7 protein-coding genes are annotated in these 14,245 nt (G+C 48.2%); 5 read left to right on the top strand and 2 right to left on the bottom strand.

The features are described 5' to 3' along the window. Window positions 1-17: 17 nt before the first annotated feature. Window positions 18-1,037, bottom strand: coding sequence for a response regulator (locus tag SPEA_RS03330; RefSeq protein WP_012153895.1), 1,020 nt, complete (start codon window positions 1,035-1,037; stop codon window positions 18-20). Between the two features lie 139 nt (window positions 1,038-1,176). After that, the gene (locus SPEA_RS03325) at window positions 1,177-6,474 is read right to left on the bottom strand and encodes a PAS domain S-box protein (RefSeq protein ID WP_012153894.1); all 5,298 of its coding nucleotides are present in this window, start codon (window positions 6,472-6,474) and stop codon (window positions 1,177-1,179) included. A 351-nt stretch (window positions 6,475-6,825) separates the two neighbouring features. Here SPEA_RS03325 and SPEA_RS03320 point away from each other — a divergent pair, with 351 nt between their 5' ends. The 5 genes from SPEA_RS03320 to napA all read left to right on the top strand — a co-directional run bounded on the left by SPEA_RS03320 (window position 6,826) and on the right by napA (window position 14,232). Then, the gene (locus tag SPEA_RS03320; protein WP_012153893.1) at window positions 6,826-7,494 is read left to right on the top strand and encodes an ABC transporter ATP-binding protein; all 669 of its coding nucleotides are present in this window, start codon (window positions 6,826-6,828) and stop codon (window positions 7,492-7,494) included. Beyond that, complete coding sequence (locus SPEA_RS03315; RefSeq protein ID WP_012153892.1) at window positions 7,487-10,024, top strand: ABC transporter permease; 2,538 nt, start codon at window positions 7,487-7,489, stop codon at window positions 10,022-10,024. The genes SPEA_RS03320 and SPEA_RS03315 overlap by 8 nt, the downstream gene beginning before the upstream one ends. Then, window positions 10,021-11,127 (top strand): lipocalin-like domain-containing protein, encoded by a 1,107-nt coding sequence (locus SPEA_RS03310; protein ID WP_012153891.1) that lies wholly within the window; start codon window positions 10,021-10,023, stop codon window positions 11,125-11,127. The genes SPEA_RS03315 and SPEA_RS03310 overlap by 4 nt, the downstream gene beginning before the upstream one ends. A 359-nt stretch (window positions 11,128-11,486) precedes the next feature. Further along, window positions 11,487-11,762, top strand: coding sequence for a chaperone NapD (locus tag SPEA_RS03305; protein WP_012153890.1), 276 nt, complete (start codon window positions 11,487-11,489; stop codon window positions 11,760-11,762). Continuing rightward, window positions 11,752-14,232, top strand: a complete 2,481-nt coding sequence (napA, locus tag SPEA_RS03300; protein ID WP_012153889.1) for a nitrate reductase catalytic subunit NapA — start codon at window positions 11,752-11,754, stop codon at window positions 14,230-14,232. Before SPEA_RS03305 ends, napA begins: the two co-directional genes overlap by 11 nt. Window positions 14,233-14,245: the final 13 nt, after the last annotated feature.

Below are 14,245 nucleotides of genomic sequence, written 5' to 3'. Positions count from 1 at the left end.
AGAGTCACTGACTCTGACTACCCCGACTCATTATGGGCATCGCGAACCTTGGTCACCTCATCGATAATCAGCTTAAAATGCTTCACCAACTCTGGATCGAAATGCTTACCCGACTCATCCTCTATTAAAGCCATGGTCGCCTCAATCGTCCACGCCTTTTTATAGGGACGAATCGAGGTTAAGGCATCGAACACGTCGGCAATCGCCACAATGCGGCCATCAATAGGGATATCTTCACCGGATAAACCATAAGGGTAACCACTGCCATCCCACTTCTCATGATGAGTCAGTGCGATTCGGCGAGCCATTTCTAATAGCGGATCATTATGCTCACCTATGATCTCGGCGCCGATTTCAGCATGGCGCTGCATCTCGTCCCATTCGTTATCATCCAAACTAGCAGGCTTCTTCAAGATAGAGTCTGGCGTGCCAATTTTGCCGATATCATGCATAGGCGCGGCGTTATAGATAAGCTCGCAGTAATGCTCAGGCAGACCCGACTGCATAGCTAACAAACGCGCATAGTGGCTCATTCTCACCACATGTAAGCCCGTTTCATTATCTTTATATTCGGCGGCGCGACCAAGACGACGAATGATCTCGAAGCGAGTTTCCTCTAGCTCCTTGGTGCGTGCCTTAACTTGCTGCTCGAGTAGGCGTTTCTGATCATATAGGGCTAAATGGGTCTTAACCCGAGCCTTAACCACTGGCGCACTAACGGGTTTGGTAATGTAATCGACGGCGCCAAGCTCAAACCCCTGGGTCTCATCGGCCACCTCAGTAAGGGCGGTAACAAAAATAACCGGAATATGGTTGGTTAACGGCTCCTGTTTGAGTCGCTTACACACCTCATAGCCATTCATCCCCGGCATCATCACATCCAGCAATATAAGATCCGGTGAACTTTTACTGGCTAGCGCCAAGGCTTTAGGACCATCAATTGCCACCTTAACCTTATAATCGCCGCCTAAGATCCCAACCAAAATATCAATATTCTCAGGGGTATCATCCACAACTAAAACGGTGGCCTTATCCATTAAACCGATTCTCCTTTCAGTTCTCACTCTCGATAACAACATCAAGTATAGCTAAGCGATGCGAGCCTTTTTCTAATCTAACGGCCTTAGCTCATCGCTGCTTAATCTGCCTCTAGTTAACATCCATTTCTGGTTAACGTCAGTCTTTGGTTGGTGAGCCTGCATTAAACAGAGCATGGATCAAGTCGACTGCTTGATCAAACTGATAGCTATTGACCATGGCTACCGCCGGACTCATCTTTTTCCATAACGATTCAGAGACCCGCTCCCTTATCTCACTCATTTTATCGACAGCATCTGAGTCTGCCTCCTCTAGCATCTGTAACAGCTCACTCACCGCCTGTTGCAGCTCAGGCTCTGACATCTGCGGCTTTTTGTCATCAGCACTCTCATCTCGGTCATTGCTATCTAGATGATGCATCCAGTCTGCAATCGCCGCACATATCGATACTGTTAACTCGGCGATTTTAGCTACTTCATCGCTCACATCCGCCGTCGATGAGTCAATAAGCTTAGCCTCAACTTGAGCTGCCAGGCTCACTAAATCAGGCGAGCATAAGTTACCTGACACCCCTTTAAGCGTGTGAGCATAACGTATGGCGTCATCGGTTTTACCTTGGCTAAGCGCTGACTCAATATCCTCGGCGATATGGCGCTTACCACTGTAGAAACGCTCAAAGATCCGCCGATAAAGCCGCACAGAGTTCTGTACTAATTGCAGACCTTTGTCGATATCAAGCGCCTCATGTTGCGGCCAAAACAGCAGCTCTTGGGTCTGCTGCGCTTGAAGATCGGACGGCAATACACTCTTTGAGCCATCTCCAAGGTATTGCAGTAGTCGGCTGTAGAGTAAGGACACTTCGATTGGCTTAGCAATATGGTCGTTCATGCCTGCATCTAGACACATCTCCCTGTCTCCCGCCATCGCATTCGCCGTCATCGCAATTACAGGTAGATTAGCCAATCCGGGGAGCTTTCTTAGCTCTCGTGTCGCCTGATAACCGTCCATCACAGGCATCTGACAATCCATCAATACCAGATCGAAGCTTTGCATCGCCAACTTCTCCAGTGCTATCTGGCCATTATCAGCAATGGACAACACCACACCGACCTGCTCAAGAAACTCGGTCGCGACCTCTTGATTCATGTCATTGTCTTCCACCAGCAAAATTCGCTTGCCCTGTAACTGGCCTAATAGCTCTTGGCTGATATCGGCTCCCTGACGCCTAACCGCCATGGTGCCGTTTTTCCCAAGCGAGGACATAATTCCGTCCAGCAGTCGCGAGGCGCTGATAGGCTTAGTGATGTAACCCGCGATGCCACTGCGCTCAATCTGTTCGAGAAATTCAGCATTGGCATGGGCCGATACGATCAACACCTTAGGGGGAGTCTCTTGCTCAGCAAAAATGACCTCGGCCGCCTCAAGTCCGTTCATCTCCGGCATCTGCCAGTCGATAAGGGCAACCGGATAGTGAGTATGTTGGCAACGCTCGATGGCATCGCTACCACTCTTAACTGCATCCACTACAAAACCCATACTCTCAAGAGTCGTGCGCAGAATATCGCGGGCGGTTGCGTTATCATCGGCCACTAAGATTCGCATCCCTTCGATCTCATGTTTAACCTTTAACAGCTTATTATCGGCAACCTTCAGCCTCACACTAAAGAAAAAGGTACTGCCATTACCAAACTGACTTTCAACCCCTATCTCCCCTCCCATTAGCTCTACTAGCTGCTTACTGATGGCAAGGCCTAATCCCGTTCCACCATATTTTCGGGTGGTTGAGGTATCAGCTTGGCTAAAGGACTTAAACAGTCGGTTACGCTGCTCCTCAGTGAGACCAATACCGTTATCGCGGACGCTAAATCTAAGCACTATGTCATCTTCGACGCGCTCTAACTGACTAATCGACAGCAGCACCTCGCCCTGCTCGGTAAACTTGATGGCATTATTCATTAGATTGATCAGCACCTGACTTAGACGCAGTGGATCGCCTAGCAAATGTCTTGGAATATTGGGGGCAACGGCAAAGAGTAGCTCGAGACGCTTATCACTCGCCTTGACCGAAAACATATCGCTGAGATCTTCAAGGAGAGTATCGAGCTGGAAATCGACAGACTCGATATCTAACTTGCCCGCCTCTATCTTAGAAAAATCTAAAATATCATTAATAATGCCAAGTAGAGACTTAGAGGCTCTATCTATTTTCTGTATATAGTTTTGCTGTTTTGCATCCAACTCGGTCTGTAAGCAGAGTTGCGACATGCCTATGATGGCATTCATCGGAGTACGGATTTCATGGGACATATTGGCCAAGAAGTCACTCTTGGCTTGATTGGCCGCATCCGCGCTATCCTTAGCCTGTTTAAGTGCCACCGAAAGTTGCTTTAGCGAGGTGATATTAGCCATCGACAGCACCACAGAGGTTAACTTACCGTGTTTATCTTGTAGTTTAGTCAGGGTGATATCCATCCACATACACTCACCAGACTGATTAAGCAGTCTCAGCTCGGTGAGTATATTGTCACTGCCACCTTCGATGAGTTTGGCAAATACGCTCCTGGCTTTATCACGATCATCATTGTGTTGAAAATCGAAGAAAGAACGGCTCTTTAAATGAGCAACATCGGTTTGCATATACAGACTAAACTGCTCATTACAATCGAGAATGTTGCCACGCTCATCGACATTGACGATACCGATGCCGGCATTATCGAACAGCGCCCTGAAGTGCGCCTCGCGATCTTCAAGATCCATATCTATCTGTTTACGGTCGGTGATATCCATCAAGTAACCGTTCCAGATAATGCAGCCATCGGCCTGAAGATCTCCCTGAGCCCCCGCCTGTAGCCAGCGGATATCACCGATAGGATGGCGATATCTAAACTCTTCGGTCCACTGTAGACCTTTACTGCTCTTACCCGACAGCGCCTCGATAATATGTGAGCGCTCCTCACTAATAATACACTCAGCAACCAAGTCAAAATTACTCATCACTTCGTCACGGTGAAAACCTAAGGTCGTAATACAGGCGCTGGATAGGAAGGTAAAGGTGCGATCCTTGTTATTGCACCAATGCAGCTGATAAACCGTGCTGGGGATCGACTCGGTGATCGTCTCTAACTGCTGTTGAGATTGGGCGATCTTCTCTTGGGCCAACTTGCTGCTGGTGATGTCATTTATGCTGCCATCAAACCAGAGCGCCACCCCATCATCATTGTAGATAGCCTTGCCTTTTTCATGCACCCAATGGATGCTGCCATCTCTGTGCTTGATGCGATACTGCACTTCGAAGCTCTTTTGTTTTAAAAGTGCCTGCTCTATGGCTTGTGTGGTTGCCGCCAGATCTTGCTCGATGATTAAACTGGCAAAGCTACGATGACTATTTTCAATAAAGTCTGATGCAGGGAACCCTGTAATATCGCTGATATTGCTGCTGATATACTCCATCACCCAGCTATCGCCAACGCGAGTGCGGTAGACAGCGCCAGGAATATTAGCCACTAAGCCTCGAAAGCGACTCTCGCTATCTTTGATCTGCTGGGCAATCTCAAGCTCAAGGGTCATATCTCTAACCGTTGCGGCCACCTGACGCTGACCATCATCAGCAATTGGCAGTAGACCTAGACAGATCTCCACCGGAAACTCGCCACCATCGCTCTTACGAGCCTTTAACGATTTCCCTAGCCCCATCTTGCGATCTTGTCCCTCTGCCACAAACTGAGCTCGTAGATCCGCATGTTGCTCTCTAACGGCTTCCGGCACTAACTCGTCCACCGACATCGCCAACATCTGCTGCTCATCGTAGCCAAACAGCCGCTGACAACGACTGTTGGTAAACACTAACTGTCCCGACTCTTCGACAATCAGCATCGCCTCAGGCGCAGACTCAAGCACGGCGTTTGACCAAGCAACGGCAGAAAACTGTTCGGTCACATCATTAAATAACATCTCGATGGAGAGCAGTTGTTGATTATCAGATAGCAAAGGCTGCATAAACACATCTAAGCGCCGGAGCTTACCGAAGCCATCGAGCATCTCAATCTGGTGCGGTGGCACATTTTCCCCTAGCAACGCCCTGTCCATATACTGCCAATTAAGCTCGTTGATGGGATTGTCAGAAAACATCCTCTGATATTTGCGCTTAAGAAGCTCCGGTGCGACTCCCAACACCTTCTCGACGCCATCACTCACCTGATCCAGCAAGCCATCGGGGGCAACAGAGCAATAGAAAGACTTATCACTCATGCCATCAATTAACTTTGCGAAGCGATTACCGCGAGAATCCAGCAACGCCGCCTCTCGCTCCTCTAGCACCTCAGCCATTTCGTTAAACTTATCGGTTAAGGTGGCTATCTCACTCGCCGCTCCGCGGGGCTTTGCAATCCGCTTCGTCTCCCCAGCACCAAAAGCAACTATGCCCGCCTCTAGCTCTTCTATCGGTCGGGTCAAGCGCCTAGAGGTGATATATCCAGTCAGTAGAAGCAGAATAGAAAGTAATATCAGGTTGAGGCTCAAGGCAGTGAAATCACGGAAAAATTCACCATGAAGCAGCCCCTCAGATGTCATGATCACCACCCGCCAATTCAGCGCAGGGACTACGCCAACACTGGCAAGGTATTTGCCACCTGCGCTATCTTCTATATAGGAGTAGCCCGGCTTACCTCGGTTAACTAAGTCAATGAAATCCTGGTTTTGCTTAGATTGAGACAGCCATTTATCGGCGCTACTCTCAAGCAGCAAGCGATTATTGGCATGGTAGATGAGCTGGCCATTATCATCAATTACCACGATCCGCTTAGCCGATACTCCCACCATCTGCGGAATGGAGTTTAACGCCAGATCGACGGTAACCACGCCCGTAAAAGGTCGTGTATCACCAAACGGCTGCGAGAAACTGACCATTAATACATTACCCGCGCCCTCATCGAGATAGGGGGGAGTCCAATAGCCCCTGATATCGTCGATGGCGCGGCTCCACCAGTCCCACTCACCGGTTGTGTAATCGTAACCTTCGGCGCCGATATCCATCATACCAATGTTAGTTTTATCTCGATAAACATAGGGTGCATACAGCTCACGACCTGGAATAAAGTGCTTTTGAAACGCGATAGCACTGCCATAGAAATCAGCATGGCGTTCGAGGCGTTGAGTTAATAGAAGTTGCAACTTATCTTTATCGGCAAGCTCTTCACGACTGCTCATCTCAGTCAAGAACTCGGAAAATGAACGGGTATCGGTTTCTGCAGTGACTAACAAATGCTGTAAACGTAGAGCTGCCCCCTCTGCTTTCTGACCAATGTATTGGTAAATGTCTTGCTCTTCATCTTGATAATTAAACCAAGCATTGACACTAAATACCGCTGCCATAATGGCGATAAGAGGCAGCGCCATTTGCGATAAAATTCGGCTACGAAAGGTACGAAGTCTGCTCATATTCCATAATCCACAGGGCTTTTGTTGAAGTGCTTTGGTTAAAGTGCATTGGTTAAAGTGCATTGGTTTAATAACGTTACAGCAAGCAGCAGCCTTCATTATCAAGCATAAAAAAACCTGCCACAGGCTTTACCAATTAAAGACGGTAAACTGCGAATTAACACCTTTAAAAGCGTTCCATTCACTTTTAAAGAAGCTAACTCCTTGATGAACATGAACAACCTGTTCATTAAATCACCTTAAATGGTAGCGTTCAATATAAAAACTGTTTATTTAATAAGCTGCACCATAGGTAAAGCATGTTAGATTACTATTTGAATTAAAGGGTAAAGTGCAGCGACAGGAGTGATAATGGCAAGTGAGATTGTCAGGCTGAGTCGGGTCTCAAAAGGCTTTAACGATGGCGATAAATATCATCAAGTATTAGATGATATTAACCTTAGCCTCAATATCGCCGATACGGTGGCATTAACCGGCCCAAGTGGTAGCGGAAAGAGTACCCTGCTCAATATCATTGGTGGCTTTGAATTTATCAAGCAAGGCCAGTTACTGCTCAACGAAAATGACACCACACACTGGCAAGATAAGCAATGGAGCCAATTTAGGCGCCTGCATCTAGGGGTCGTTTTTCAACAGTTTAATCTGCTCACCCCGCTCAACGTCCGCGACAATATCGCCTTTTCATTACGCTTAAATCAGCAAAAATGGACCCCTTGGTGCGACTACCTTATTGAGCAACTCGGACTCAACGACGTTATAGGTCGCAATGTCGAAACCCTATCTGGCGGTCAGCAACAGCGCGTTGCCATCGCTCGCGCCCTCGCTCATAAGCCGAGGCTGTTACTCGCCGATGAACCGACGGGAAACTTAGATGAGAAAGCCGGTCAACAGGTGATGAGGTTGCTCACCCAGCTCGCTAGAGAATCTAACACCTGTGTCTTAATGGTCACTCACAGTAGTGACTGCGCCGCCTTTATGAAGAGGCGCTGGCATCTAGAACTGGGAAAGATCCATGAGTAGCCCTGTAAGAAGACAGCACGGGCTAACAATACGGTTAAGTTTAGGGGTATTCGCACGTCATTACCTTAAGTCGCCACTGCAAGCCGGAGCGATTATCTTAGGGGTCATACTTGCCGTCACCCTACTCATTGGGGTTAGAGCGACCAATGAAAATGCCGTTCGCAGTTACTCAGAAGCCACCGAGTTATTAAGTCAAAGGGCGCAGTTACTGCTCACACCAATTAGTGGTCAGAAATCAGTTGATGAGTCGGTTTATTTTACCCTTAGACAGGCTGGCATCACTCAGGCCTTAGCCGTGTTAACTGGCACTGTGACCGATGACCAAGGTCAGCGCTGGGATATTCAGGCCAGCGATCTGGTCGCGGCGCTGTCGATACAAGCCAAGCAATCAACGCCAAAACATGCCGCTACAGGCTCGAAAGAACTCTCTCTCTTCTCTGCCGACCTTCCCCTCGCGAAGCTGTTATCGGGAGCCCCTTACATCTTAATGAGCGAAAGCTTCAGCGCTCAAGTTGCCCCTCAAGGCACCATTGAGCTCAACGGCTGTCAACTGAATGTGATATCCCTAAGCGATGAACTTGGGCTCAGCAACGCCATCTTGATGGATATCTCCCTCGGGCAGAAGCTGCTAAACCAAGCGGGAGAACTCAGCTATATCGCCCTGTTTGCCAACCCCAATCATTTAACCAAGCAGATCCAGAAACTGTTTAATCAACAAACTCGCCAGCACTTTATCTTTACTCTGCAAGATGATGGTGAAGGCCTGACGAGTCTGACACGCAGCTTTCACCTCAATCTCACCGCCATGAGCCTACTGGCATTTATCGTCGGCCTGTTTATCGCTTATAACGGCGTTCGCTACAGTCTACTCAAGCGCCAAAAGCTGTTGGTACAGCTGCAACAGCAGGGCGTGCCGCAACGAGCCTTGCTACTCGCCCTGCTTTTTGAACTGCTGATATTAGTGCTTATTGGCTCATTAGTTGGCTTCATTCTCGGCCTGCAACTCAGCCATTGGCTACAACCTATGATTGCACTCACCCTCGAGCAACTCTACGGCGCAAGACTGATGCCGGGAGCTTGGCAATGGAGTTGGCTATATCAGGCTATCGGCTTGACTCTTTTCGCGGCTTTATTGGCTTGCTACCCATTATTTAATACCTTAGCCAAACAGCCGTTAGCCCGCTGTGCGAGTCGATTCGAACAGCTAGTCCACGCAAAGAAACAGCAACTGAGGCTCTTTTTCATTGGCTTAATCTTGTTAACTGTCGCCGCAGGATTGTTTCCGCTGACGCAGGACTATCAACATAGCCTCGCCTTGATAGGCGTTGTCACCATTGCCATGCCGCTGTTATTACCCATGGTGCTGCAAGTAAGCTTGTCGCTTGTAGAGCGAGTGGCTCAAACGGGGTTATGGCAATATGCCGTAGCCGAGAGCAAGGAGCTTATCGCGCCGCTTTCTCTCGCCATGATGGCGATGCTGTTGGCGCTTACCGCCAATATCTCGATGAACACCTTAGTGGGTAGCTTTGAGATCACCTTAAAGCACTGGCTCGATGACAGGCTCTATGCCGATCTTTATATCCGCCCTCCCAGCGATAAAATGCTCGAGACCCAAGCCTTACTCGAGAGCTTGCCTTATGTCAGCGCGGTTTATGGCCAATGGCTTCACTCTACCCATTACCAAAGTGCCCCGGTCAGTTTAATGACTCGCGATGCCCACTCTCTGAGAAACAGCAATCAGATTAAGGCGCAACAGGCCGACCATTGGCAAGACTTTTTCAACGCTAAGGTGCTGATGATCAGCGAGCCGATGGCAATCAAGTATCGACTCAATATAGGCGACACGATCGCCCTACCTGAGTTTGATAATGCCTCGCTTCCCGCTTTGCCAATTGGCGCTATTTTTTATGATTACGGCAGCCCAAAAGGACAGGTAATCATCAGCCAAACTACCTGGCAGCAGCTAGATTTACCCGTCCCCCCAAGCAGTATTGCGGCCGATTATGATAACAAGATTAGCGAGCTAGAATCGATACTGCAGAATCAGATTCCGCTGTCTGCGGCGCAGATGTATAACCAGAGCAAGATTAAACAACGAGCCATGCAGATTTTTAAACGCACCTTCTCCATCACCTTAGTGCTCAATAGCTTAACGCTTCTCGTCGCTGCAGTGGGCCTATTCAGCGCTTGCTTGATGCTAACTCAAGCGAGACAGGCTCCACTCGCCAGACTGTATGCTCTGGGCGTCAGCCGAATGCAATTGCGAACCTTAGTGTCTGGGCAGATGTTGTTAATCGTACTACTGACCTGTTTGCTCGCCCTACCAACTGGTGCGATCCTCGGTTACCTGTTAATTAATAAAGTCACCCTGCAGGCCTTTGGTTGGAGTATCGCCATGGTTTGGGACTGGCTGGCTTATTTCAGGGTATTGGTGATCGCCCTCGTTGTCAGTGCCTTCGCCGTGGTTCTGCCGCTACTATGGCAGACACGCCGCCCATTGATCAGCAGCTTGCAGCAGGAGGCATTATGAAGCTGTATCCCTGTTTACTGCTACTTACCTTACTTTACGGCTGTGACTCAGAACCAAACAAGTCACCTACAGGTATGGGGCAACGACTCGATGGAGACACCACCCACTACACTCCTGTCGTTCCGGGAAAAACACTCTCCTTCCCAACTGACCACATGGCCCATGACTACTTCAGGCAGGAGTGGTGGTATTTGACTGCCAATCTAACAACCGAAACAGGAGAATCACTCGGCTTACAATGGACGCAATTTCGTATCGCTCTATCCCCTCCAGATCCTGATGAAAAGGCAAGCACACAAGACTTAGCCCAATCGAGTTGGCAGACACAGCAGCTTTATATGTCCCATAGCGCGATCACCACACAAACCCAGCACCTCGCAGCAGAAAGATGGTCTAGAGGCCATCCATTTCTTGCTGGTACTCAAACATCGCCGCTGGTGATTAAGCTAGATGATTGGCAATGGCGTAGCAATGACGAGCAGTTATTTCCTGCCACCTTATCCGTAGCTACCGATAGCTTTAGCTACCAGCTCAAACTCAATAGTCAGGCTCCCTTTCAGCTTCAAGGCGATAACGGCTATAGCCGAAAAAATGCCGCCGGCACAGTGGCGAGCTATTATTATAGCCAGCCTTTTATCAAGGTCAGTGGCACTGTCGAGCGAGATGGCAAAACAATTCAGGTGAACGGTGATGGCTGGCTCGATAGAGAGTGGAGCTCGCAATTTCTAGCTAAAGCTCAGCAAGGCTGGGATTGGTTCGCCTTAAGACTCGATGACGGCTCGGCGCTAATGCTGTTTCAACTGAGAGACTCCAGCGGTGACAAGCTGCATTTCTATAGCGGTCGGCGCATGTTTCCTGATGGTCGCGGCCACAATATCACTAATAAGCAGATCTCTATGACGGCAATAGACTGGCAACAAATGCAATCAGGCCATTACCCAACTGCGTGGCAGATTGCTATTCCGTCAGAAAATATCCAGCTAACGACTCAGGCACTCAATGCTGATTCCAGCATGCCTCTGTCTATCCCCTACTGGGAAGGCCCTATCAGAATAAGTGGCAGTCATAGTGGCATGGGTTACATGGAACTCACCGGCTATTAAATAAAATTTAATAATACATTTACCTATTTATTGGTATAACCTCTAGCCTATTACACCTTGCAAACAAGATATAAACAAAAATCATTATCAAGAAGTAAACTTATGAATATCTTGGATTTTTAATATAGCGCAAGCTAACATTCCGAATGAGCACAATTTAAACAGCACAACAGTATTTATTGGTAGATTTGTGAACTAGATCAACACTAAAAAGTTGATCTCGGTCTACAAAAAACTCCAATACCCCTTGTGAGGTATACCCACAATAATTATGAGGTCTAGACTCGATATAAACCTTGGTAAATAACATTCGCAATATCCAAACAAGCGTTATTACCAAACCATAAAAGGTAAACAAGATGAGCCAAGAATTTCATATTACCAGCCTAGTCGTGCATGCAGCACCCCATGCTGTGACTGAGATTAAGAACAGAATATCAGTTCTTGAAGGCACCGAAATCCATGCTGTTACCGATGAAGGTAAATTTGTGGTCACCATTGAAGGTGAAACCCAACGTACCATCCTCGATAGCGTAGAAGCGATTAACGCCTTAGAAGGCGTGTTAAATAGCAGTCTAATTTATCATCAAGTCGATCCAGTAGAAGAAAAGAGTGAGGAACACCATGAGCATTAGCCGTCGCGAGTTTCTAAAAGCCAACGCCGCCGTTGCAGCCGCAACTGCCGTAGGCGCGACTCTGCCAGTTAAGATAGTCGAAGCTGCAGAGCAAAAAGATAACATCAAGTGGGACAAAGCACCTTGTCGTTTTTGTGGCGTAGGTTGTAGTGTTCTTGTAGGCACAGATAATGGCAAAGTCGTCGCCACCAAAGGTGACCCTGAAAGCCCTGTGAACAAAGGCCTTAACTGTATTAAAGGCTACTTCCTTTCTAAAATCATGTACGGTAAGGATCGCCTAACCACACCGCTTCTACGTATGAAAGACGGCCAATATGATAAAGAAGGCGAGTTCACCCCAATCAGCTGGGATAGCGCTTTTGACATCATGGCTGACAAATGGAAAAACACCCTTAAGACCAAAGGCCCAACTGCCATTGGTATGTTTGGCTCTGGCCAGTGGACTGTTTGGGAAGGTTATGCTGCATCTAAACTTCACAAAGCCGGTTTCCTAACTAACAACATCGACCCGAATGCGCGTCACTGTATGGCATCTGCGGTTGTTGGCTTTATGCGTACCTTTGGTATCGATGAGCCAATGGGTTGTTACGACGACTTAGAAGCCGCTGACCAGTTCGTGCTATGGGGCGCGAACATGGCTGAAATGCACCCAATCCTTTGGGCTCGCCTATCGGATCGTCGCCTAAGTAGCCCGACTAGCCGCGTGCACGTGTTATCGACTTTCGAAAACCGTAGCTTCGACTTAGCCGACAACGCCATGGTGTTCCGTCCACAGTCTGACTTAGTGATCCTTAACTATATTGCTAACTACATCATTCAAAACGATGCGGTTAACAAAGACTTCGTTAACGAACATACCACCTTTGCACTAGGTACTACCGATATCGGTTATGGTCTGCGTCCAGATCACCCGCTTGAGAAAAAAGCTAAGAACCCAGGTAACGGTAAATTCGCACCGATCAGCTTCGATGAGTACGCTAAGTTTGTTAGCACATACACGCTAGAATACGCAGCAGAGATGAGTGGTGTTGAGCCTGAAAAGCTTGAGCTAATGGCTAAGGCTTATGCCGATCCAAACGTGAAGATGATGAGTCTGTGGACCATGGGTATCAACCAACACACTCGTGGTGTTTGGGCCAACAACATGCTTTACAACATCCACTTGCTAACCGGTAAAATTGCCACTCCAGGCAACAGCCCATTCTCGCTAACGGGTCAACCATCTGCTTGTGGTACTGCACGTGAAGTAGGTACGTTCGCGCACCGCCTACCAGCAGACATGGTAGTCATGAATCCTAAGCACCGTGCAATTGCTGAGAAGTTATGGCAACTACCAGAAGGTACGATTCCGCCAAAGCCTGGTTTCCACGCCGTGCTACAGAGCCGCATGCTTAAAGATGGCAAGCTGAACTGTTACTGGACTATGTGTACCAATAACATGCAAGCGGGTCCAAACATTAACGATGAAATGTACCCAGGTTTCCGTAACCCAGAAAACTTCATTGTGGTATCTGATCCCTACCCAACAGTAACCGCTATGGCTGCTGACTTGATTCTACCAACGGCTATGTGGGTAGAAAAAGAAGGGGCTTACGGCAACGCAGAGCGTCGCACTCACATGTGGCACCAGCAAGTTAAAGCACCAGAGGGCGCTAAGTCTGACCTATGGCAGCTTATGGAATTCTCTAAGCGCTTTAAGGTGTCTGAAGTCTGGCCAGCGGAGCTTATTGCTAAGCAACCTGAAGTGGCTGACAAGACATTATTTGATGTGCTTTACGCCAATGGCGTAGTCAACAAGTTCCCTGCTTCTGATTGCAAAGCTGAATTGAACGACGAGTCTGATGCATTTGGTTTCTACGTACAAAAAGGACTATTTGAAGAATACGCCCAGTTTGGTCGTGGTCACGCTCACGATTTAGCAGACTTCGATACTTACCATGAGACTCGCGGCCTACGCTGGCCGGTAGTTGATGGTAAAGAAACATTACGTCGCTTCTCGAAAGGCGATCCGTATGTGAAAGGCGACAAGGAATTTGACTTCTACGGTAAGCCTGACGGTAAAGCGGTGATTTTCGCCCTACCATTTGAGCCTGCAGCAGAAGAGCCAAATGAAGAATACGATCTATGGTTATCAACCGGCCGTGTTCTTGAACATTGGCACACAGGTTCGATGACAGCTCGCGTACCTGAGCTTTATCGCGCATACCCTGATGCACAAATCTTTATGCACCCAGAAGATGCTAAAGCACGTGGTCTAAAGCGTGGCGATGAAGTGATTGTGGCTTCGCCTCGCGGTGAAGTAAAAACCCGTGTAGAAACTAAAGGCCGTAACAAGCCGCCAAGAGGCGTGGCGTTTATGCCATTCTTCGATGCGCGCCAGCTGGTCAACAAGTTAATACTAGATGCGACTGATCCGCTGTCAAAAGAGACAGACTTCAAGAAGTGTCCAGTTAAAGTGATGAAAGCGTAAGCCTTTCACTAAC

The sequence above is a fragment of the Shewanella pealeana ATCC 700345 genome (genome assembly GCF_000018285.1).
In the GTDB taxonomy this organism is placed as follows: Bacteria; Pseudomonadota; Gammaproteobacteria; order Enterobacterales; family Shewanellaceae; genus Shewanella; species Shewanella pealeana.
The sequence above is the reverse complement of the archived record's forward strand: the minus strand, read 5'-3'. Positions and strand labels throughout refer to the sequence as shown.

Coding starts and splice junctions, on each gene's coding strand:
- napA (WP_012153889.1), top strand. CDS start 11,752: ATGAGCATTAGCCGTCGCGAGTTTCTAAAAGCCAACGCCGCCGTTGCA.
- SPEA_RS03330 (WP_012153895.1), bottom strand. CDS start 1,037: ATGGATAAGGCCACCGTTTTAGTTGTGGATGATACCCCTGAGAATATT.
- SPEA_RS03315 (WP_012153892.1), top strand. CDS start 7,487: ATGAGTAGCCCTGTAAGAAGACAGCACGGGCTAACAATACGGTTAAGT.
- SPEA_RS03310 (WP_012153891.1), top strand. CDS start 10,021: ATGAAGCTGTATCCCTGTTTACTGCTACTTACCTTACTTTACGGCTGT.
- SPEA_RS03320 (WP_012153893.1), top strand. CDS start 6,826: ATGGCAAGTGAGATTGTCAGGCTGAGTCGGGTCTCAAAAGGCTTTAAC.
- SPEA_RS03305 (WP_012153890.1), top strand. CDS start 11,487: ATGAGCCAAGAATTTCATATTACCAGCCTAGTCGTGCATGCAGCACCC.
- SPEA_RS03325 (WP_012153894.1), bottom strand. CDS start 6,474: ATGAGCAGACTTCGTACCTTTCGTAGCCGAATTTTATCGCAAATGGCG.